The organism is Sunxiuqinia sp. A32, assembly GCF_052690465.1.
The window spans coordinates 286392-310582 of record NZ_JBQYLI010000002.1; the positions used below are offsets into that span (position 1 = coordinate 286392).

General features: G+C 38.0%; 14 protein-coding genes. All 14 read right to left on the reverse strand.

What is annotated here, in order from left to right:
- Positions 1 to 19 precede the first annotated feature (19 nt).
- Positions 20 to 1204, reverse strand: coding sequence for a glycoside hydrolase family 130 protein (locus tag ACUNWD_RS03095; protein ID WP_445586299.1), 1185 nt, complete (start codon positions 1202 to 1204; stop codon positions 20 to 22).
- A 232-nt stretch (positions 1205 to 1436) separates the two neighbouring features.
- Positions 1437 to 4226 (reverse strand): glycoside hydrolase family 2 protein, encoded by a 2790-nt coding sequence (locus ACUNWD_RS03100; protein ID WP_445586300.1) that lies wholly within the window; start codon positions 4224 to 4226, stop codon positions 1437 to 1439.
- A 69-nt stretch (positions 4227 to 4295) separates the two neighbouring features.
- A complete protein-coding gene (locus ACUNWD_RS03105; RefSeq protein WP_445586301.1) occupies positions 4296 to 5948 on the reverse strand; it encodes a DUF5060 domain-containing protein in 1653 nt (550 codons plus the stop codon).
- A 161-nt stretch (positions 5949 to 6109) separates the two neighbouring features.
- Entirely contained in the window at positions 6110 to 6655 is a 546-nt protein-coding gene (locus ACUNWD_RS03110) for a hypothetical protein (protein WP_445586302.1), read from the reverse strand.
- Between the two features lie 24 nt (positions 6656 to 6679).
- Complete coding sequence (locus ACUNWD_RS03115; protein ID WP_445586303.1) at positions 6680 to 8353, reverse strand: RagB/SusD family nutrient uptake outer membrane protein; 1674 nt, start codon at positions 8351 to 8353, stop codon at positions 6680 to 6682.
- A 20-nt stretch (positions 8354 to 8373) separates the two neighbouring features.
- Positions 8374 to 11244 carry a SusC/RagA family TonB-linked outer membrane protein gene (locus ACUNWD_RS03120; protein WP_445586304.1) on the reverse strand — a complete coding sequence of 957 codons (2871 nt, stop codon included), beginning with the start codon at positions 11242 to 11244 and terminating at the stop codon, positions 8374 to 8376.
- Between the two features lie 41 nt (positions 11245 to 11285).
- Positions 11286 to 13121, reverse strand: a complete 1836-nt coding sequence (locus ACUNWD_RS03125; protein WP_445586305.1) for a RagB/SusD family nutrient uptake outer membrane protein — start codon at positions 13119 to 13121, stop codon at positions 11286 to 11288.
- A 28-nt stretch (positions 13122 to 13149) separates the two neighbouring features.
- On the reverse strand, positions 13150 to 16434 hold the full coding sequence (locus tag ACUNWD_RS03130; protein WP_445586306.1) for a SusC/RagA family TonB-linked outer membrane protein: 3285 nt from the start codon (positions 16432 to 16434) through the stop codon (positions 13150 to 13152).
- Between the two features lie 264 nt (positions 16435 to 16698).
- On the reverse strand, positions 16699 to 17658 hold the full coding sequence (locus tag ACUNWD_RS03135; protein WP_445586307.1) for a hypothetical protein: 960 nt from the start codon (positions 17656 to 17658) through the stop codon (positions 16699 to 16701).
- A 555-nt stretch (positions 17659 to 18213) separates the two neighbouring features.
- Entirely contained in the window at positions 18214 to 19767 is a 1554-nt protein-coding gene (locus ACUNWD_RS03140; RefSeq protein ID WP_445586308.1) for a DoxX family membrane protein, read from the reverse strand.
- 26 nt (positions 19768 to 19793) lie between these two features.
- Entirely contained in the window at positions 19794 to 20531 is a 738-nt protein-coding gene (locus ACUNWD_RS03145) for a ThuA domain-containing protein (RefSeq protein WP_445586309.1), read from the reverse strand.
- A gap of 24 nt (positions 20532 to 20555) precedes the next feature.
- On the reverse strand, positions 20556 to 21806 hold the full coding sequence (locus tag ACUNWD_RS03150) for an aldo/keto reductase (RefSeq protein ID WP_445586310.1): 1251 nt from the start codon (positions 21804 to 21806) through the stop codon (positions 20556 to 20558).
- Between the two features lie 38 nt (positions 21807 to 21844).
- On the reverse strand, positions 21845 to 23023 hold the full coding sequence (locus tag ACUNWD_RS03155) for a glycoside hydrolase family 5 protein (protein WP_445586311.1): 1179 nt from the start codon (positions 23021 to 23023) through the stop codon (positions 21845 to 21847).
- Between the two features lie 10 nt (positions 23024 to 23033).
- A complete protein-coding gene (locus ACUNWD_RS03160; protein ID WP_445586312.1) occupies positions 23034 to 24179 on the reverse strand; it encodes a glycosyl hydrolase in 1146 nt (381 codons plus the stop codon).
- Positions 24180 to 24191: the final 12 nt, after the last annotated feature.

A 24191-nucleotide genomic window follows, 5' to 3' on the forward strand; every position in this document is an offset into this window, starting at 1 on the left:
ATTGCTAACACAATTATAATCAATTTTTTACGGTCATCAACTCCAGGTTTCTTTCAATTTGTCTTTTCAACGTTTCAACAGATGTTGCTGAACGTAATCCATCGGCAGGAGTATTTAAACAATAATCAACTAATCGATCAATCGTAGATGTTGCCACATGCATTCTGGTATCGGAAGACGCATAATAAATAAAAACAGTACCGTCTTCATCTAAAATCCAACCATTTGAGAATAAGACATTCGACACATCACCGATACGCTCTTCATCCCTTGGTGCCATAAAAAATCCTGCTGGTTCAGCTATTTGCTTTGATGGATCTTTCAAATCAGTCATGTATAAATAGAGTACATACCTTAAACCTGCAGCACATCCTCTAACTCCATGAGCTAGATGTAACCATCCTTTATCTGTTTTTATTGGTGCAGGTCCTTCCCCATTTTTTAATTCTTTAATTGTATGATATTCACGCAAGTTTACAATTTTCTCATCCTTAACCTCCGCTTTCGTAATATCATCAATTAAAGCCCAACCGATTCCACCACCACTACCGGCATTAATAAATCCATCCTGGGGACGAGTGTACAGTGCATATTTTCCATCATGAAATTCAGGATGCAACACAACATTTCGTTGTTGGCTTTTTGATTTTAGGTCAGATAAACGTTCCCACTTTCTCAAATCTTTTGTACGAACAATACCTGCATCTGCAACTGCAGAAGACATATCACCAACCGGAGCATTTGGATCTTTTCTTTCAGTACAGAAAATTCCATATATCCAACCGTCTTCATGCTCAGTCAGTCGCATATCATAAACATTTACATCCGGATCTTCGTTTTCAGGAAGTATTATCGGAAAATCCCAAAATTTGAAATTATCAATCCCATTGGAACTTTCCGCAACTGCAAAAAATGATTTCCGGTCATTACCTTCAACACGGACAACCATCACATATTTACCATCAAATTTAATTGCTCCAGCATTAAAAGTCCCATTTATACCAATGCGCTCAAGTAACATTGGATTTGTTTCTGGATTTAAATCATAGCGCCAAAAAAGAGGAGTATGCTCATCAGTCAAAATAGCATTTTCGTACCTCTGTATAATACCATTTGATATTGCAATCGGGTTATTTTTTCTTGTGATAATTGCCTGATGATTATCCTCCAACTTTTGCAGTCTCTTCTTAAATTCACTATTCATTATCATATATTTTACAAGCACTTGCTTATCCTCATTTTCAACTAAAAGTAAGTTCTTTTCCTTTTTTCAAAAATACAATACTCACGTGCCTCTTCTGTAATACTTTTTTATCATTTCTAAATACATTTCATGCCAAAATGATGGATCAGAAATGTATAGACACTCTCTGCAATACTAACAGATTCGTATCATTCCACTCTTTCTAAACACCTATTATCCATTTGCCATTCTATTATAATATTTTATTCAATTTCAGGTTATATCCTTCTGCAGCAACATTAAATGAATCATTTCTTAAATGCTCAATTTCAATAGTCCGACTCTCGCCAGGTAACAAATTGAAATATCCTTCTGAGAAATAAGCAGGTAATATTTGCTTGTTTGTGTTTTCATTATTTAAACTGAGTTTAATTGATAAGGCAATTGTATTTCCTGTATTTTTCAATCGAACTTTAATCAAGTCTGGAGATTCGCTTTCTTTAACTATTTTGGCTTTTATTTTGGCCTCGTGCAATTCATTAAAATCTTCAAAATCATCTTTCCCAAAACCTTTTTCCCAATAATCATTTAATGATATGATTTGGCCTCTATTATCTTTAAGTATAAGTCTAACCAAATAATTTCCAACCAGTTTCTTAGGAAAAACTGGAGTAAAGCATTCTGTCAATTGATTCGAAAATACATCAACAATCGTTGATTTAGAAAACAACTTTTCACCCTGCAAATCATAAACTTCGCAACTCACAGAAGCATTCTCTACATTTTGAATACTTGTATTTATTACGACAACTTTTCCATCATTGAGATTTCGCTGAACATGAATAGGTTCACAAGCTTTTTGACACCCATAATAGGAGCCAAAAGTTTCATAATCCCATGAGTAAACTTGCCAAACCATGCTTGGCCATGCTGGATGCGTCATCCAAAGGAGTAATCCAGTCGTATTATTCCAAAGTTTACTGTTCCATGACTCAAACATCGCCCGATGACTATCATAATTCACCATCTGAGCTTTTTTACAGAAGTCATCCAGATTTTCAGAATCACCATATAAGTGATCAATTGCCGAGCAATACTCTTGTTGTCCATAATGCAAATCGTGATAGTACCATACATCACTAATTGGCCAGGTATCTTCTTCAGCCATCATTTTTCGAACTGAAGCTGCCGTTGGCACAGACGGTGTTCCCTGCTCTGTATTGAACCCTTTTGCATTATTTCTGTAATAATCTGCCGGATCTTTGAAATAATGCCAGGGACCACTTGGACGAAGATTCAAATAACGAGAGTTCGGTTGATAGTGTCTTGTACCATCTTCTTCCACAATTAACTCGGCCAATCTATCTTCAAGAGTTTCCGGTGCATAGCCTTCGTTTCGAGGACACCATATAGCAATCGATGGATGATTTCTGAAGCGACGAACCACATCTCTGGCATTTCGCATAAATAATTCATCATCATTTACATTTAAGTTGTATCCTTCTGTTGAAAGCCAGAAGTCGTTCCAAACCAAAAGACCGTATTCATCGCATAGTTCATAAAATACTTCTTCAGTACTTTCACCGGTCCAATTTCGGACCATGTTAAAATTTGCTTCTTGATGAAGTTTGAAATAAGGCTCAAGATGGTCCCGTGATACATTTTTCATTGCATCATCCATTCCCCAATTTCCACCTTTACAAAAAATGGGTATTCCATTAACCTTTATAATCAAATATGGAGCTGCTTTTTCGTCGTCCACTGGTACTAAAACCGATTCATCAGCACCTTCTCTTAGTGTCGGAATACTTACACCATCCCCAACATCTCTTCTTTTTCTATTATCAAAAAGCGGCTTTTTTTGTCCCAGCAAATTGAGAGGCGAAAACTGAACACGCCATGCTGGTTTGTCAGGTGCATCTATAGTAAGTTCATAGCTCAATTCACGAATTCCAAATTGGAGAGATTTGCGATCAGATTCCTTCCCAATCGAATTTTCAACTATCAGGTTTAGTTTGTATAAGTTTGGCTCACCATAACCATTTGGCCACCATAACTTCGGATTGTTTAAACTCAGTTCCCAATATTGATTCGGTGAAAATTTTACTTGTTTATGCTCGTTTGGTTTTAAGACAACCGATTTCACCAAAGAAATATCGTCAAACCGGCAATGCACTTTCACTCGCTGCAAACTATCGGAATGATTAATTAACTCCGTTTGAATAGTAACGTCAGCAGATGTTGTATCTGGCAGTGGTAGATCCGTTATCACCAGGGGATCTCCCAAAGTAACCTGATCTGTGTATTTGATCTTTACGTCCTGCCAGATTCCAATATTGCGATCTCTGATTCCTGGTACCCAATCCCATCCTTCGGATGAGATGAAAGTCGGCCCATCCAAACATAACTGCCCTCCATTTGGACCACGTCCAGCGGTTGGCGATTGCTCATGAGGAATGCCGGGATTATCCGGTGGAAAAATATGCACTGCCAGAATATTCGATTCGGAAGTATTGACAAAATCAGTAACATCAAATTTTCCGCGGACAAAAGCCCCGTGTATTGAGCCCAACAGATTTCCATTCAGCCACACGTCTGCCTTATAATTAATTCCTTCAAAAAGCAACCAAATCAGCTTATCTTCATTTCCTACTGGAAGTTCAAACGTTGTTCGATACCACCAGTCTATTCTGCAAAGTGAGTCTGGAATAGACAAATTATTCACGCCATAGTATGGATCAGGATAAATTCCCTGCTCAACGAATGTAGTTAAAACAGTTCCGGGAACTATCGCATTGTACCATGCTGAAGTATTCAAATCTTTATTGAATAAAGATTGGTCTGATGCAATAACTTTCGAAGCCTCAGCTAATTCCCACCCATCAATGATTTTCCATTCATTTTCTCCAATGTTGTCAATTCTTGTAGCCTTTTGCTCTTTCTGTTTTCGTTGTGGCAACACAACTTGAACAGCCGATTTTGGTAACGTAACCTGATCCTGAGGACTCGTCAATCCAAAATTTTGTGCTTCAACATTTATCATTTGAACAACAGCTAAAAACAAACAGATATATTTCCAACACTTTATCATCAACTCAACTCTTCTTTATTCCTATTTGTTGGTTAAAATCAATACCAACTCATCCTTTGCATTCAATTCAACATTGTCTATAATAGTTGCTCCGTCACTATAAGCGACACTTTTTTTCTTACTATAATTTAATGATGTTGGATGATATACTTTCAAATTCGATAGCTGATTCTTTTCTTCAATTTTGACTTTCGAATAAACTTTTTGATCGGTTTTATTGAGTAAATAAACAAATGTCTTTTGTCCACATTTCACGCCAAATGCTTCCAACCCCTCAACGTCTACATCAATTTTTTCAAAATCGCCGTTTCCAGCTTGCAGCATTTGATTATTTATTTCGCTTACACCACGGAAATAGCCCATCATATCGCGATCTTCGAAATACTCCCACCACCAACTCATTGGAGTGATTGGCGTAGAGGTAAATAATCCATACCAAAGTCCTCTTTTAAAATCGAAGTCCATTCCATCACTGAAATCATCAAAATTCTTCGACCAATCCCACTCATAACCAAATTCACCAATCACATATGGTTTCCCAAATTCTTTCTCATACTTTTCGATCTCCCTTGGAAGAACATCCGTGTTATTGTAAATATGTTTTTGATTGATGTCTAGATCTGCAACTGAATTTAAACCTTCTAAATCCCTGTGCGAGATTGAAGTAGTACGAATATGATTATATGGATCAAGTTCCTTCAGGTAGGTACTCATTTCAGCATGCCACGCTACAATATCTTTTGCAGGAATAGGCCCACCTTGGTTCCGATGCTGGATATTATCAATCTCATTAAAAAATTCCCACATTCCGATATTTGGACTGTACCCCCACCGGGCCACAATGTAACGCAAACGATTTTTGTATTTAGCCTTAGCTTCATCCGATATAAAAAAGTTGTGGTCTGCACGAACGTCTCCTTGCCCCATGCAAAGCATCACATAAACATTATTATCCTTGCACAAATCAACAAACTGATCCAGTTTCTTCACCGCACTAGGATTGAAATACTCATTTGAAGCTTCATATCGATGATTATTGAAATGATTTTGCCTGTCAATTGGGAAATTCCACGAACACATCCAAACACGACAGAAATTCCCACCATTCTTAGAAAATAATGGAATTAGATAATCGTAATTATACTTCTCGTGTTTTTCGTGCAACGCTTTAAAGAATTTCGAATCATCATTTGTGCGTGATTCCCAACACAAGTTTTCCGCTACTCCTCTAAAAGGCTCACCATTATCAAATTGAAGTATCCAGTTGCTTTTAGTGTGAAGAAATCCCCTTAACCTGGAGGGCTTTGAATCGAAGTTGAATTTTTCGGATGTAGCTTTAAAATCCCCTTTTTCACTAAGCAGAAACTGATATTCATACTTCCCTGCTTGCTGTGGTGTAAACCTGGCTTCCCAACTGGAATTGCTTCCACTTTCGCCTGAAACGTAATAACAAGGTAAAGTCAACTTTTGTCCATTCGGGGCAGTTAAAAGCATATCTAGAGAAACGTCTTCTTGAAAATATGGATTTGTCCAATTAGCAGCTAATTGAATTGAAAAGTCTGCGCGATCATATTGTAAAACCTTTTTTGTAATTAATTGCACATCGCTAATTTGAGCTTTTACAATAATTGCTGTAACCGCCAAAAAGAAAATAATTAAACCAGTTTTTTTCATTTAATACCTATTTTGCTTCGATCTAAGAGAACTATTCATCGCCTGGATGAAAATCGTTCACTCTCAATTATCTTTATTTTAAATAAAATCCCTAAAAGGCGTTGGCATTATTAGGTTTTCACCATTACCAATAGCCTTTTAGGAAAATTCCAGATCATTTACTACAAATGCGATTTAATACTATCTACATCTACGATAACGACCACTGAAGTCCCAACGTCAGCCAATTCAAAATTGGATGGATTGCTAATTTCCACCACTAGCACCAATTTTTGACCGTCGTAATTGCCTGTGCTTAATTCATTGGCATCAATGGAGAGATAAAAAGCTTCACCACTCTGATCTGCAGAGACACTAACAGACTGAGGTAACGAATAAATTGCTGGCATTACAACTCCTCCAACTTCTGACAATACATCAGAAGAAGGGGCAGACGAATTTACGTCCACGCTGTAAGCTTCATCTGATAATTTGCCTGAATGTAGAACTCCAAGGATAACCTTCACCTTTCCATCTTCGACCTTAAAGTTTTGCGTATATTCTGCGCCACCGGCAGGAACATTGTAATAGTTGTCCAGCCCGCCTGAAACCATCGCCTGAGGCATATAGATATATGCAAATCCATAATCTTGATCCCCGTCGCCCTCCTGACAACTGTATACAATTGGAAGGATCAATAATAACATTAAGACTATTCTAAGTTTCATAGTTTATTCTTTTATATTCTCAGATTAATAACCGTCATTTTGCACAAGTGTACCTTGTGAATTTTCTATCTCGGAGCGCAAGAATGGCAAGTAATAGTTCCTTGCTTCAAATTTACGGGTAGCAACTGTAATCTCCTGGTAGCTTAGACTTTCTCCATCAGCAGTTACTTTTACGCCTTTAATTGGTTGATTAAGTACTTGCTCAGCATCTTTCCATCTTAGCAAATCCCAGTAACGGTGGTCTTCAAATGCCAATTCTACGCGGCGTTCATGTTTTACCACTGCGCGAAAATCTACTTTTGTATCTGCAGTAATTGCTGGAAGAGCGGCACTGGCACGATCACGAACCATTTGCAATGCATCCGTTGCAGACATGGTAAAGCCGGCAGGAATGTCAGTTGGTCCATATGCTTCGTTCATTGCTTCAGCATAATTAAGAAGGATCTCGGCATACCGATAAGTTACCCAGTTATGTTGAGCAGTTTGTCCCTGAACCAAGTTCAATCCATCAGTCAGGAATTTTTTCAAATAGTAACCGGTGCGACTGGCATTGGAATTAGCCATATCATCGGTTCCACCTGCAGTCTCATCAATTTCACGTCCATTCCAGGTACTTCCATTGGTAACAATTGATGCAGCTAACCTTGGATCACGGTTCGCATAAGGATCAGCTGGATCGGGTTCTCCAATATATTCGTATGCCGAAACCAGATTTTCAGAGGGAGTTACTCCACTATATCCTCCTGCCGTAGCAATTGGATAGTTGCTAACTTCCATTGAATTTGAATTTCCACGACGTACGGCATAAATAGTTTCTGAGCTTGTTAGAGGATTTCCTCCTACAAAATAGTTTCGGTAATCACCATCCAAAGCATAACTCAAATCCGTATTGCTAATCAAATCATGAGCGGCCTCAGCGGCCTTTTCCCATTTAGAAACGTCTCCTGTTGTATTATGCAACGGACTAGCAGCATAAAGTAAAACACGGGCTTTAATAGCTAACGCTACTCCAAGAGTAAATCGACCGTTTCTATCAGAGAAATCATCCCAGTTAACAGCCAACTGATCTTTGTAAGTATCAATCTCATTTACGATATAATTTACAACTGCATCGTAATCAGATTTAGCGACTTTCTCATTATTCGACTCCTCTATTGTTTTCTCAATAATCGGCACTCCTCCATACATTTTTATTAACTCTGAGTAATAAAATGCGCGAGCAATATGTGCTTCTGCAATAAACCAATTTAATGATGCTACATCCCTTTGGTAGGAATAAATATCATTCTCAATATTTCTATTTAGAGCAAGTAATTCTTCACCTTTCCCGTCTTTAACGTAATCAAGGAAATAGTTAGCAGCCCTGATACCTTCATAGTAATTCTGGTACAAATAGAACAGCGGATTAATGCTCTCGTTAATGATACCTTTGTTGAAATATACAACATTTGAAGAAACATTGGTTTGTTGGGCTTCATCAGATGCAGATGCAAAAATATTTCCATCAACAACCGAAAATCCGTATTGAATTGGCGAATAAAATGCATTGCCAAAGTTCCACAAGGTACTGCGATTGGTTGCAATAGTTTCAGAAGTTTGGTTTCTATCCAAACTTGTATCAAGAAACTCTTCACAACCCGACAATAAAAACAGCCCTGTCAAGATGAACAATGATCTCTTTATATATCTTAAATTCATAATTCTGTCAGTTTTAAATATTAGAAAGTTAAGGATACACCAGCATTAACCGATTTAACAGATGGATAACCGCCGTATATATTTTCCGGATCCATGTTGTAATCATCAAGCAGCTTACTCCAGGTAAATGGATTTACTACATTTACATAAATACGAAGGTTATCAACTCCCTGAATTTTGAATTTTGAATTTTCTGAGAAGTTATATCCCAATTCGATGTTGCGAACTTTCAGATAATCACGACTCTTAATCCAGAAAGAACTGGTTCTGTAGTTATTATCGTTACTTTGAGTGGTCAATCTGGGATACGTTGCAGTAGCACGTGTATCAATATTTTGACCAGGATAATAAGCCCAGGCTCCTTCAGCAATTGGGAAAGCATTTCCGTTATCCACAAATGCTACTGTTTGTTGCCAGTTAGAAAGTAAGTTTGCCGATGCTCCTGCGATTCCCTGGAACATGATACTAATATCAAATCCTTTGTATTCTGCAGAACCACCAAAACTATATGTCCACTCAGGTACAATCGATTTTCCGACAGCAGTCACATCATTTTGATCGACAATTCCGTTATTATCTAAATCTTTGTATCTGATATCCCCCGGCAGAACAGCACCAAATGCAGGAACAGAAACTCCACTAACCAATGATCCATCAGGATTAAAATCTGAAATATCATAGAAACCGTCCGCTTCCAAGCCAATAATAGTTCCAACAGGACGGCCAGTCATTGCATTGTAGTCATGAGCTGTTGCAACTTCTGCCATATAGTCGATAGTGTTGGTATTGTACGAAATCATACCATTTAAAGAGTAGGAAAAATCACCAAGTTGTTTTTGCCAGATCGCAGTTAATTCAAACCCTTTGCTGGTCATCTCCCCAATATTTGACAAATAGTAATTCTTACCGTAATAGTTCATCAATGAATTATCCAAAGTCAAAATATCAGTTCTTTTATCTAAATATGCATCAGCAATAATGTTTAAACCTCCAAATAAAGCTGCATCAACACCGAGGTTGTACTTGGTGCTTTTTTCTGCATGAGCATCTGGATTTGAGATAAACATAGGAACTAAAGTACTTTGCCACGAACCAGAGGAAGCTCCGGTGTAGAATGCTCCAACATAGCTGGATGTGAAATACTCCTTAAACAGAAAACGACCATTTGAAGAGAACGATGCCAATGAACTTGTAGAACCTGAGTCTGAAGAACCAGTCTGGCCAACAGAAGCTCTCAATTTCAAATAATCAACATTTTTTGAATTGTTCATGAAATCTTCATTGGATATAATCCATGCACCAGAAAGTGCTGGATAAAGTGCCCATTGATTGCCAGGTGCATATGAATCATTTCCAAAATATGAAAACGATAGTTCACCAACATACCTGTTATCGAAACTGTAGTTAAATTTTCCATTTAAATTCACGTAATGATATTTATAGGAAAAATACCCATCTCCATTATATGCAGAAGAATGAAAATTTACAGCGGTACTCACAGCGTGCTTTCCAAATTGTTGATCATATCCTAATGTGATCTTCCCTTGCTTCCAGTCTTCCATGCCCGCAGAACCCCATCCACTCGCCGTAATTGAAGTAGTCTCATCAGTAGTAGTTGGTTCACCGTTATAATAACGGGCATAATTCTTTGTTTTGCTGTATGAACTTAAAGTATAAGCATTAAAAGAAAATGACTCTTTCATATATAGTCCGGGCGTTATGAAATCCAGCTTTTCCTTCAAAGTAAAGTTACCCTGAAGAATACGCGTTTGATTGGATGCCCAACCCAAAGATTGAACAGAAGCCACCGGGTTGTTACTGTAAATTGCTGTTCCAGAATAGTAATTCATCGCTTCATCATCGAATACATTGTAAATATTCGAAGGATAACGGGATAAAATAGACATCATATCTGAAGTCCCGATATTTGGTCTTTTACGGCGTTCAATACGGCCACCAATATCAACACGAGCTTCAAAAATATCCAACAATTTAAAATCTAAATTTGCACGGACATTATACCGGGAATAATTCAAATTTGAAGTTGTGTCTGTTTGACTTACATCATAAAGCCCCAATTGATTAATATAACCCATTGTTACATTATATCTTGCTTGCTCAGTACCGCCATTAAATGTTACATCACCATCAACCACTGACCCAGAGTTTTTCAATACTTCGTCATACCAATCAACATTCACACCTTGTCCATTCTGATAATTTGAAAGTTGAGCATCTGAGTAAACTGGAGACCACGCCCCCATATCATTACTTACTGCCTGATTGTATAATGAAGCATAACCATAAGAGTCTAAAGGCTTATTCACAGCAATTGGTGTTTGTGATCCATATCTCACTTGAGCTGTAACCGTTGAAGTTCCAATTTTTCCGCGCTTTGTTTCAATCCAGATTATACCATTCGCACCTCTTTCACCGAATGAAGTAAGTGCACCAGCATCTTTCAAAATAGAAACAGTTTCTATTTCTGTTGGTGACAGGTAAACCATGTAATTTGAATTCACCTCGAAACCATCCACGAAGATTTTTGCAGCATTTAATCCAACACCATAGGTTCCCATCCCACGGATCAACCAATTTGCATTATTGTTTCCAACTTCACCCGCCCCCCCTATCACAGTCAATCCAGACAACATACCTGGAAAGGTATTGGATAAGTTTGATGAATTGATCTTATAAAGTTCAGTTCCACTTACCGTCGAAATGGCAGAGGAATTAGTCTGTTGATCAGTAGGTATCACGATATCAGAAACAGCAGAGTTCGAAGCAATAGAATCGGATGCAGAATTTACTTCCTGAGCCCATCCAAATCCAGCTATCACAGAGAACACTCCTGCCATAAGGATTTCTCGAAATATATTTAGTTTTTTCATATTCATTACTTTCATCTTATGTGATAAACTTTTTTAGTGGTTTAATAACCAGGATTCTGAACAGTAACTCCCTTGTTCACTTCCGATTGAGGAATTGGTTCCAAATACATTCTTGGACTCCAGAACGCCACAAATGATTCTGCATCCCAATATGACTCAAGGTTTACCGCTAGGTTGTTACTACCACTGGCATCAGCCTTAATTTTGAATTGCAGCTCGCGCATAGAACCACCAATAATGCCATTGGCAATATCTTTGTGCTTCCAGTGTTTAACATCGTAATAGCGCTGATTTTCATTATAAAACTCTATTGCCTTTTCTCGTTGTATAATCTCTCTAAGCGCTTCTGTGTTGGTTTCAGTCACTGCTGGCAAACCAGCACGGTTATGTACCTTATTCAAATTTTCAAGTGCTTTTGAAGAATTACCTGATTCATTGTATGCTTCGGCAAGATTCAGATATGTTTCTGCTAAACGGAACAATGGTGGTTCAAACCAAACTCGAGATTCTGCATGGTAGTAGAATTTGACAGGAAATCCGCAACCTCTACCTGAACCAATAGCCTGAGGGAATTCACCCTCTTTACCCATATTTGCAGTTGAACGTCCCCAGCCTTCAGCGCTGTAATTATAAACTCCAGGGTTATTATATGAATCAAATCCTGGAAAGATATTATCAGCCAAACAACGAGCTTCCATCTGAGGAATTTTTTCCAACCAGTCGCTGGCATCCCTTGGTGTAGACTCACCGATTTCAGGCCATTCCTGATCTGTTCCATCATTTTTATAGTACAACTCAAGGAAATTAGTTAACAAACCAACCAAATCGGTATCCCATCGATTATTCCCCCAGTTTCTTGATGTATTTAAATAGTAGAAAATTGTACTTCCAGGCCATTCCCACATGTTTGTGGTATTACATTTATAAGCTAATATCGTTTCTCTGTTAGCTGGAGTTGAAGTAGCCGTTCCATAGTCATCCAATGCATTCGGATTTGGCTGGCCCTCACCTGCACCTCCGGTATTAATTAATCCATAGCCATTTGAATTAGCCCATGTCAGTACGGCCTCGTTTGCAGTGATCGCATCTTGCCATCTTCCTACATCTTCGCTACCAAAACATACCAAATCATTATTTTCACCATTGTCCAAATATGGAGTACTGCTATTAAATAAAGGGCGCGCTGCATATGTCAATGCCCTGGCTTTAATTGCCAAAACCGCACCTCGTGTTAAACGGCCAGTTTTATCAGCGCTCCAGTCTCCAGCAGGAAGTCCCATGTAAGCTGAATCGCACAATTCAATAATATAGTCAAGTGTGGTTTCAAGGCTTTCTCTACCAGTGTTCAAGTCATCTGTCGCTTCAAAAGATTTACGCACAATTGGAAGTCCACCATAACGATAAAACATCCCCATGTATCGATAAGCAACCAAACCAGTAACTTCCGCTTTAATGTATCCTTTTGTCTCTTCGCTCATATCAGGAACCTTGTCAATATTTTCCTTTACCAAAAAACATTTCCTGATATTACTCCAGTTATTTCCAAAATGATCTGCACCACCATCAGAACCGTCAGTTCCGTTAACAGATAAACCAGTTAGTGCAATCGTATTGGTACCATGCCAGGAATAACCTTTTGAACGCTCACCGCTAATTGAAGCCAGTGCACCGTGACCAACTCCCCAACCTCCTGGCCAACCATGTATCAAAATGTTCCGGTAGCATGAAAAAAGAGCAGCTTCCGCATTCTTCGATGAACTATATACTTCGTTCAAATCGACTGTTCCTGTAGTATCCGGTTTCTCAAGAAAGACATCTTCACATGACATCAGACCCACAGATCCTAGTATTAATAGTATTATTGCTAATTTTTTCATAAATATTATCTTCTTAATTTATTACCTGTTAAAACTGCATGCTAAGGCCGACTGTAACAACACTTGTCAATGGGTATATATAAGTGCGACCATCAGTAGTTTCCGGATCAATTCCAATATCAGTAAGATCATTTTTGAATGTGTAAACATTATTGGCATTTGCATACACCCTAAATGCTTCAATTCTGTTGAAGAAATGAGATCCTTCAGTTTGGAAAGTATAGCCCAGCTCAACATTCTTAAGTTTGACGAAATTGCTGGACTTCATCCAGTAATCACTTTGACGATAATTGTTGTGGGTTCCATTAGCATCGAACGTAGAACGAGGAAATGTAATTTCTTCCCCGGCAAGATATTTTTCTTGCGTCCATCTTCCATCATACATCCATTGCCATGCATTTCCTGCACGTTTAAAGAAAGGAATAGTATAACCACTGTTCAGGTAATAGGAACCATTGGCTGTTCCTACAAACAATAAATTCAAATCAAACCCTTTGTAAGCTACCTTAAATTTGGTATTAAAGTGGTATTGAGGATAATTTGGGAAGCCAATTGGAGCGATATCCTTATTATCAATCAAACCATCACCGTTCAGGTCTTTGTATCTGATATCTCCAAGAGTGGCTTTATTGGAAGTGAAGGTATTGTAAGGACGATTATTAAGTTCTTCTAGAGTGTTATATAAACCGTCACTAACCAGACCAAAACGTTGCCCGATTGCAAATCCTGTCTGATTCATCCAGGGATATGGATTATTGGCTTCGGCTTTGTAAATAATTTTATTTCGCGCATAGCTTAAATCGCCTTCAATAGAATAACTCCAATCTCCTTTATGATCTTCCCACCTGGCCATAATTTCGTAACCTTCGTTTTTAGTAATTCCAACATTTGCAGGAGGAACAGAACTGGAAGACACACCATAAATAGCAGGAATGGTACCTAAAGTTGTAAGGATGTTATTTCTATCTTCTTTAAACCAATCTGCAATTAATGATAGTTTATTCTTAAAGAAATGCACTTCTAAACCAACATCATATTTTTTTGCTCTTTCCCATGTGATTGCAGGATTACCGAGCGCACCTTCATTTGCCCCACTGAAGTATGTGTTTTGTGAAGATCCGTTGCTGTTACCGAACCAGTAACCTCCTTGTCCTAAGTTATAGGTATTTGGCAAATAATAATATCTTCTGCTTCCTCCAAGCTGATCATTACCAACTTCACCATATGATCCCCTGATTTTAAGAAACGAAAGAAAGTCACTTTTCCTGAAAAAGGTTTCACTGGTTGGCACCCAACCTAAAGAATAGGCAGGAAAGAATCCAAAGCGCTTGCCTTCTGCAAATTGCTCCGTTCCGTTATAACCGACATTAAATTCAGCCATGTAACGATCTTTATAATTGTAAGTTACACGACCAACCAATCCCATCACACCCGAAGGAACATTATAAGAATCACTTGGCATGGTATACTTAGAGCCTTTGCCAAGCAATAAACCAGATACGTTATGATCTCCAAAACTTCCAGCCCAGTTTAAACCGGCATCTACATATAATTTATTCCAGTTGCTGTACCCATAGGAATTAAATGAACCTGCTCCCATGGCTCCTCCAAAAAATTGATATTCATTTGGATTATCAAGGCTTCTTTGAATCGAATAGGAAGGAATGGATGGAGAATAAGTTACGTAACGATTATAATTGTCCTGATAACTTAAGGTTGCATGAGCCTTCAATCCTTTTACCAGGTAATCCATTTCATGATTAACTTTTACCAAGTTATCCAACAGGCTATTATAGATGGTTCCACGACCACTAATAAGCAAGTTATAAACTGCATTTTGAGAACCAATCTGACTTCCCGTTTTAACTCCTAATGGATTTTGGATAGATCCGGGAACACCAGCAAAATTATTAATCAATTTGCCATCGATAATACCTGGAGTAATGAATGGGTTACCATCATAGATATATTGCATGATAACTTTGTAACGTCCATTCAAATCATAAGGACCGGAGTTAATACCAGGCCCCTGTGTTTGTCCGAATTGACCAGCAGTATTAACAGTTATACGCCAGTTTTTGGCAATGTCAATATCAAAATTACCCCTAAAGTTGTACCTATTAAAATTTGACCCTGTTTCAGATCCAAAATATTTGGTCGAATTTGTAATCCCTTCTTGACTAAAGTAACCAAAGGATACAAAATATTTAACTTTTTGTGTTCCGCCAGAAATGTTAAGGTTAGATTGAAACTGAGGAGCAATCTTATCAAATTGTTCCTTATACAAATCATGGCTTGCATAGTACAATGCAGGTGAATTTTTAAGAATTTCTTTTTGCTCACTTGAAAGGTTGGACATCGCATCAACTTCAACCGGTGTGAAATCACGATTATTCTTAAATTTCCACAAATCATAATCATTGTAGATATACGCTGACAAACTTCCAGTTCCATCATATGCACGTTGCTCATTGCGAATTCCTTCGTTTCTTAAAAGTGCATACTCGTATGCAGTTGTTCCCTTCTGCAAATTAGAAGCTTTGGTTAAACCATAGTTTGAAGAGAAGCTGATTTTTGCTTTACCGGAACGTCCTCGTTTGGTAGTAACAATAATAACCCCATTTGCTCCTCTAATACCATAAACGGCAGTAGATGCAGCATCTTTCAACACACTAATGCCGGCAATTTCATTGGCATCCATAGCATTCAATTCCTCAAATGCTTGTTCAGCAGCCTGCTCAACTCCATCAATTACAATTAGAGGAGCGGCAGAACCATACGTCGAAATACCCCGAATATAAATATTTGCAGCATTCCTTCCTGGCTCACCAGATGTTTGCAAACCGCTAACACCAGGAGTATTACCGATAAGCGCATTGGAAATATTTGCGACTGGTGTAGCAACAAGTTCATCTCCATTTACAGCGGATATAGCTCCTGTAACATTTACTTTTTTCTGAGTAGCAAATGCAGTTACTACCACTTCATCAATAGCAGCAATATCTTCGATCATCTTTACCACCAATGAACCACTAATAGTAGATGCATCTATTTCCTGCAATTGATAACCAATAAATGAAAATTGTAAAATAGCATTATCCTGAGACGTCGATAAAGAAAAGCTTCCATCGGGCATAGTGATCGTACCATTTGTAGTTCCTTTTACTACAATTGTTACTCCCGGTAACGCTTCTCCTTCCTCATCCTGAACTATACCGCTAATCGATTTCTGCTGTCCATACAGCATGTCCGAAATTCCTCCATAAAAGAAAAGAATTGCGCACAATAGAAAAGTTTTTAGAAAATTAAACATAAGTTTAGCGAATTTGATTAATATTTAGCTTATTAAATTCGATTACAAGTGACTAATAATATGCGTATTATATATTTCAATACATTTTTAATCACTATATATTCGGCAGATTCGGAATCAAATGATTGAAATGCCTTACTCCTCTGATGATTTTAGACTTCTGCCAGTGAAGACCCTTAAAAACAATTATTTAGCCGGATCATTGAATATTTCTAATCACGCAATATCTAAATAAAAGATATTAGCGGTGATTATGAGAGCATACTATTGCTTGGTAGCTTTTACAATAAAATTCCTTGGATGCCATAGATATTTTGCATCATCTTCCCAGATAACATCCCAATTATCTGAAACACCTTCCGTGATAGGAAAATTGAAGCCGAGATTCTCAATGCTGATACTTTTATATTCATCCAAATCATGATCTCCTGCGTCCAAAATAGTACAAGATCTCTGAACACCTTCAGAGGAAATGAATGTGATCACACCAGTTTCCGAATCTTTTTCCCAGGTACTTTCCCCCTCTGGAATACAGCGGTAGAAATGTTTCAAATCGTGCTTTACCCAGTCTCTATCGTCATAAATAAAACTAGCATACATTCCATCTGGCCCGGCATCGTTTAAACAAGTTCCATAAGTATCACCTGTTTCTTCATCCACTCCTTTTAATACAAGAGTAATAGTATTATCTTCTTCAGCAGTTGGTTTTCCATCAACATTCCAGCGCCAGCTTTTCTCCATCAAATTCCAAACTGCCCCACCGCCATATTCAGGACCAGTACCTCCATACAACCAAAGTTGATCAATTTCATATACACCAACTATTGGTTCCTGGAATTCTTCAAATGATACTTCATAAGTACGGGTTTCTCCATTCTCTGCAGTAATTATAAAGGAATCAGACCCTTCAGTCATATCCAGTACGCTACCAACAGAAACTGAAGAGGTAGCATTATACTGTAGATCAAGATCTAACACTTCTACGTTATGCAAGTCTTCAACGGCAGTAGAAATCATTGTAATCGTAATTGTTCCCTCGCCATCATTTCTCCAATCATCCACTATTGTAGCCTCTCCAACCTGCCCTTGCAGTTTAAAGCTAATTGGCGTTCTTTCTCGTAACCAGGGATCAATAAGTTCCTCCGTATTTCTGGGATCATCTTTGCAGGCGGATCCCAAGAGAATCAGCACTGAAAAAGTCATTACATACTTCAAGATCTTCATAATTAGGTTAAATTAAGTTTTATAAAATTTAGCTCGTAATATTAAATAAGGCTTTCTACACCTTTACCATGGTAAAATTAAACGTCTGTATTCTAACCATTTATACATTCCCAACCAACTACAATACTAAATAGATCATTCGCATTCATATTTTGTATCGATAGTTAATTTACAGGATACAATATTAACTGATGATTAAGCAAATTTTTAATACAATTTTCACAATGTATGGTATAAATCAGACACAACGAGAAAGCAGACATACTTAAAAGGGAGGTATTTCAATTGTAGTAAAATAAAGATAAACACTGAAAAAACAGCTAACTAACAACTCATTTCCAACATGATACGTGATACAAAAGATACAAAATCGTTAAATAACAATTAATTCGTCCTTCTTTCAAAAAATGCAAATCGGTATTATATATTCATATCATGGTATTATATTATCATGACCTTTTTTGCATCAGAAATTTAAAAAAAAGCCTGTCTAGCTATGCTAAACAGGCCTCTCAACCTAATACCAATTATTAAAAACAAGCAAAATTTTTACTACTAAATATTCATGTAGGCTCTTTTTAAAGATCGAATACTGTCACCAATCTCAAAATCGTACATGCTACAACAAACAAAATCGGCACCTCCCCGAATAGCATACTCAAATCCCTCCTGAGTTGGTAACGCTCCTGCTGCATTCGTTTTAAAAGCAATCCATGGTATATCACTTTGTTTCATCAATTTGGAAAATTCGTTGGGGTTATTGTACCAGAAGTTGTCATGATAGTGACCGTGTTTTTCTGTCACATCCTGATATATTTCCATGTACCTACGATTACTCTCAGGATGGGCTGACCAATATGTATCTTTATGGTACGATTTGAAAAAGAAATCTGGTTGCAAATTTTGATCCATTACAAATTGGAAAGTTTCATTGTAATAACCACCTATTCCAACGGGCACATCAAATTTTTGCGCAATTTCCAATGCTTTGGGCAAATGATCAAATTCACCATTAGCAATCCATTTGTCACAAACTTCACGCGACAAACACAATGCTGATGCACCTATCAACAGGTTTCTCTCAATAATCTCAGGTAACTTATCCAGATTTGAGGTCTGCAACTCCGAGATCCATTGCAAACTTCCTCCCCATTCCTTCCAGTAGTTCAAAAGCTGGTAATCCTGAAAATTGCGAAAGGTCAAAAACACGGTATTAATACCTTGTGACTCGATATTTTTAAGTGTCATCAGAATACGATCTTCCGTATTATAAATACTTACCAGCTTTGAAACATACCTCAAATCCCGCGCACAATAATCTTTAGAGATGATACGATTACCGCCAATAAGCCGGCTTATTTTCAAATTTCCAATCATCCCGTATGGCATTCCTTTTCGGGCTCCGGCAACGCCATCACTTAGAGATAAATTCAGCTTCTTCAAACGGTCATACTCCATCCGAAAGACATTTGCTTTCCCTAGTGCAGTGGCACCAGTAGTTCCATCTACCTGCTGAATCGATTTCCTATTAAAAAAAGGAATGGAAAAAACGGCAAGAAAGGGAACCGTAGCTAACGATTTTACAACCTCTCTTCTTGACTTTGCGCCTTTTATCAAGTCTTCCTCATTTATACTCTCGGACTCTTCCTTTAACTTTACTTTTTTTAGCCTGCTGACTCCAATGAATTTTCCTGTTGGGTTAAGAAATAGAACAATCAAAGCCACGACTTCTATCAGCAATGGATTAACCAAATAAGTTGGTCCATTTCCGACAGATGCTGATAAAGCCGGATCCAATGGAATATATGCCAAATAATAAAGGCCTAACAATAGAATACCGGCAAGTGCTGCAATGCGTTCAAGCCATCCAATAATCAGCGCCACACCTGCAAGAATAAGTACCCAAACATTTAGAATATCAACAACATTCACTATGTGAGATTGAACTGCCATCCATTTAAAAATGCCATAAGAACCTTCAAGAAATGACTTGGCTGTCCAGTTTGGATTAAACAGTTTCACAAGTCCGCTAAAAAACAAGTGCCCTCCAATAACTATTCTTAGAATAACAAGGATGATATTCATTTTAACTCCAGCTTGATCTTTCATAAGTACTAATTCTTTAAATGAAAATACTATTTGGAAACTCCCTTACCTGTAGCAGCCCAATAAATACCTCCAAGTATATGATCTAAAAAAAACTTATCTGCGTAAGCTTCTTGCATATGACCGAGCGCGGTGAAAAATGATCGACCACCATCATATTCCTGGTACCAGGAAATTGGATGAAATTTTCCCATTCCTACTTCAGTAAAATAAGTGTTTTCGTCCACTGTTAATACAACATGTTGGTTTTCCGTCAACGCTTCTCCAAACTCATACCATTCATCTGTCCACATCCACTTTCCAGGCAAATGAAAGGTCGCGGGGAAACTCTCATCCGTGACTTGCATAACAGCTGTTTGTTTTTCCGGATGCCTCAAAAATGTTCTTCCAACTAGCTTTCTGAACCATTCACTTCCACGAACTGAAGCCGCATGAATTCCAACAAATCCTTTTCCACTTTGAATGAATCGCTGCAAACTTTGTAGCTGTTCATTATTCAATTTATTGTCATTTGCATGGAGAAAAACAACCGCAGAATAGTTGCTTAAAACGGAGTCGTTAAAATTGGATTCCAACTGAGTCCAATCCAAATCCATGAAATTTTTTGCAGCCATTTCTTTTAAAGAAGTAACTGCAGCGGGCACTGAAGGATTGTGATAAACATCCGGTGAAGTATAAACCAGAACTGAAATCTTTTGATACTGAGAAAAAGTACATCCCCAAAAAAGAAGGACAAAAATCACTGTGAAGATTGATTTAATTTTCATGTTTTTTAGTCTGAGTATTATCGCTTAAGCCATTAAATCCGCTGCCTCTTTTATCAACTCGCCTATCGCTATCTTTTGAGGACAAACTGCTTCTGCTTTACGATAGTCGAAATTCTTAATGTTCTTCCTGATATCAATGGGCAAGCGGTGATAATTTTGTTTAGCCATTTGATGATGACAATGACCATGATGATAAACCATATACCTTAATACATCTGCAACATAGGGCATTTCAGGCATTGCTTTTTTACAAATATGTGAGCATCCAAGACAGGACAAATGAGAGGTAGCTTTTTTGTATTCCTCCATCATCTGAACATCAGCCTGAGATAGCTTCGATTGATCAAGAATTGCAGCCACATTTTGCATCAAAATTCCTACATCTTCCATTCCTACTGAAGCTGCGCTAATTCTTTTATCATCAAGAACCAGTTTCAGTTTAGCTTGCCCTTCTGTAAACCCCTGCTCCAAAAAATGAGTAACCATGTTTTCCAAAGCATCAGATTCAAAAGGACCGTTTAGTGTCAAAGTCTTTGAAAGTGTCCGCTGAGTTTTTATCGCTACAATCCCTTTACCTGCGTTGTAGCATGCATCCAATGCATTCTGCAATTCCTCATCATTGAAAAGCTCAAAATTATATTTTGTGTAAACAAAATCTATCCAATCTGTTTCTGCAGCTTTCATCAGAATTGGAGCCATATTGCTATGGGTACTCAGCCCCACAAACCGAAACTTTCCCTTTTCTTTTTGCTTTCTGGCCCACTCCCCTACTTCAGGTGTTATTTGACTGGGATGCTCAGTTGCATGTAAAGGTACATATCCATCCAATTGATTAAGTCCCATTCGATGCAAGGAAGTTTCCAAATCTTTGCTTATCCGCTTTATATCGGGACTATTATCCCATATATCATCTGCCTTTGTAACGGTGAAAACTTTCTCTTTTGCTCCGGGATTTTGCTTAAAATAATCTCCCAATCCCGCCTCTGCCATTCCACCACTATACAATGCCGAAGTATCCCAATAATTCACTCCATATTGTACACAATTAGTCAACAGTGGGTGTTTTTTTCTCATATCCCTTGCTGCTCCCAAAATTAATTCAGGAACTTCTATTCCTGTATTTCCAAATTTACGTTTAGGGATTTCAGGAAATTGGGTTCTTTTATCGTCACTGGAAGATGTACATGACTGTGTAGCCGAATACAATGAGCCCATTGCCAGGGATCCAATACTTCCTAAAAATTGTTTTCTGTTGAGACTATTCTTTTTAGTCATATTAGTTAGCTATTCTGAATAAATTCAAGCGTTTATATCTAGTATTTTTGAAGCAAATCCAACATCTTACGATCCAGCTTGTGACCATGCCAGTCCTCGTAATCAACATCTTTTCTTCCAGAATCCATAATACCAAAGTCTCCTCTAAAATTCCAGAATGCATAGCCAATATTGTTCTCTGTCAACACGCTAAGAACATCATTTAACCATGCCAGAAAAACTTCATACGGTGTTTCCCTATAACAGCCACACTCTCCGCAGTGTACTCCAACACCTTGTTTTACACCTTCAATCCATGGAGCATAAAAATCCTCAATACTTTTGCGATCATAATAGGTTCCATCAATCTCTCCCGGCCAGACAGTTTTTGGAGAGTCATCCGGATTTTTCCATACCCATGGTGCCCGGTAATGCGAAACTTCTCCGGGGAAATACCCTCTGCAACTTTGTCCAACTTTCAAATCATTTAATGCAGGAGTTATGTCGCCACCACTGTTATTTCCGTCCGCGACAACCAATCGATCCGGATTGTACTTATGAATGACATCCAAACATCCCAAAACAATTTTACGGTAGAGTTCACCAGGCAATGGACTTTTTTTACTGAACTGATCATTCATATCTTCACGATAACATGGTTCATTGATTAGGTCAAAACTTAAGTTTTTAGCCGAAACATGCTGAAATCTTTTTGCCCACATTTCCCAATGGGCATACAGTGCCTGCTGTGCTTCTTCATCTTTCCATAAATTGTAGGGTTCATGAAATCCTGAATTCACACAAAAACCAGGAACGCGATGCAGGTTTAAACTAACATGCATGTTGTGCTTTATAGCCAGGTAAACTAACTTTTCGATTTCCTCAATAACTGATTCGTTGAAATTTAAAACATCCTCGGGTGTCGCCCGTTTGGTACGATGATTTCCCGGATCAAAATTGATATAAGAAGGATATTGAACTGGTATCCGTACAAAATCAAAACCCCAATCTGACATCCACTTAAAGTCATCTTCTTTTGTTAATCTTGGATTCACTGGACGGGGAATCTGGATTGGTCTGGATGTATAAAAATCCAATAAATTGAAACCTTTCCAACGAGGCAATTTGTTCGAAACAGGTTCAGCTAATGCATTAGCAAATGTGCTCGCAGAAAGGCCAAGCAAAGCAGCTCCGGCACCTGCAGTTTTTATAAATGATCTTCTATTTAAATCTTTCACTTTTTTGACTTTAGTTAAGGTTTTCTTTTAGCTTGTAATTTTTCCCAGAAAAATCGATTTCATCCAAGGTTATACAAGAAGGATGCTCATACATTGCTCGAACAGACTCTCCATCGTCCCTCCGATTAATAAAATATCCCCAAACCATAAACCACGACCAATTTGTCTGATTATTAAACTGTTCAACAGATGGCAAAGAACCAACTTCACCTAATGTTACTAGCTTTCCTCCGCCCAGTGTATAGAGGTCGTCGTGGTGTGATTGCTGATAATCCCCATGATACACATCTGCGGCCAAAACATCTACATATTCAACCCCCGGGAAAAAGTCTTTGTAAGGACCTGCTTCATCACCAGGAATATTTCTGGGAGCATTGGTGTTCCATACCCAAAGCAAGTTATTTAATTCATGATGTTCGGTTAAATAATCGTAGGTCATGATCCAAAGCTTTTTAAAACCATTATCTCCAGGCTTATTACACCACCAAAACCAAACGCCATTCATTTCATGATAAGGACGCCACAGCACCGGAACGTTTGCATCTTTTAACTGCTTCAAATATTTGGCGACCCCGTCCATTTGATGTTTCCATTGGTTATTCAATTCGGTCCCTTCTGTAACCAATTCATTCCAAACAGAATCTGAAGGTGCATTTTGCCAGGTCCAGATAGAGTTTCCGATGCAATCGTCTCCTTCTGTGGGAAAACAACAATGCCACATTAATGTGATAATTCGTCCTTTATCATATTGCTCAATAGCCTCATCAACCAATCCCTGACGAAGCTCTTCCGTTGATAATCCGTTTACATAGCAACTATCAAAGGGAACCGACAGGTTCATTGGTCCACAGTGTTGAAACTTTCGAATATTATCGCCAAGAGCATTGAAACTGAAATCACTTCCCCATACAACCGAATATTTTCCGGTAATTTCGTGCACTCTGCTATTGTAGCGATCAAAATCACTCACAAAATTATGCTGCCCAGTAAGCGTGTATTTTCCTTGAATTGAATACAAAAATCCAAGTAGCTGCCTGGCTTCAATTGAAGCTTCGGAATTTACAGGAGCAAAACCGTGATAAGATTCTTTTTTATTGCAACCAGATAGTGTGATACTCATATAAAGCATCACAATAAATATCTTATAAACTTTCATGCGTTCTATTTA

Bases quoted from the DNA above. Each gene is read 5' to 3' on its own strand.
- ACUNWD_RS03105 (WP_445586301.1), bottom strand. From the start codon at position 5,948: ATGAAAAAAACTGGTTTAATTATTTTCTTTTTGGCGGTTACAGCAATT.
- ACUNWD_RS03140 (WP_445586308.1), bottom strand. From the start codon at position 19,767: ATGAAAGATCAAGCTGGAGTTAAAATGAATATCATCCTTGTTATTCTA.
- ACUNWD_RS03100 (WP_445586300.1), bottom strand. From the start codon at position 4,226: ATGATAAATGTTGAAGCACAAAATTTTGGATTGACGAGTCCTCAGGAT.
- ACUNWD_RS03115 (WP_445586303.1), bottom strand. From the start codon at position 8,353: ATGAATTTAAGATATATAAAGAGATCATTGTTCATCTTGACAGGGCTG.
- ACUNWD_RS03145 (WP_445586309.1), bottom strand. From the start codon at position 20,531: ATGAAAATTAAATCAATCTTCACAGTGATTTTTGTCCTTCTTTTTTGG.
- ACUNWD_RS03150 (WP_445586310.1), bottom strand. From the start codon at position 21,806: ATGACTAAAAAGAATAGTCTCAACAGAAAACAATTTTTAGGAAGTATT.
- ACUNWD_RS03095 (WP_445586299.1), bottom strand. From the start codon at position 1,204: ATGAATAGTGAATTTAAGAAGAGACTGCAAAAGTTGGAGGATAATCAT.
- ACUNWD_RS03125 (WP_445586305.1), bottom strand. From the start codon at position 13,121: ATGAAAAAATTAGCAATAATACTATTAATACTAGGATCTGTGGGTCTG.
- ACUNWD_RS03135 (WP_445586307.1), bottom strand. From the start codon at position 17,658: ATGAAGATCTTGAAGTATGTAATGACTTTTTCAGTGCTGATTCTCTTG.
- ACUNWD_RS03130 (WP_445586306.1), bottom strand. From the start codon at position 16,434: ATGTTTAATTTTCTAAAAACTTTTCTATTGTGCGCAATTCTTTTCTTT.
- ACUNWD_RS03160 (WP_445586312.1), bottom strand. From the start codon at position 24,179: ATGAAAGTTTATAAGATATTTATTGTGATGCTTTATATGAGTATCACA.
- ACUNWD_RS03110 (WP_445586302.1), bottom strand. From the start codon at position 6,655: ATGAAACTTAGAATAGTCTTAATGTTATTATTGATCCTTCCAATTGTA.
- ACUNWD_RS03120 (WP_445586304.1), bottom strand. From the start codon at position 11,244: ATGAAAAAACTAAATATATTTCGAGAAATCCTTATGGCAGGAGTGTTC.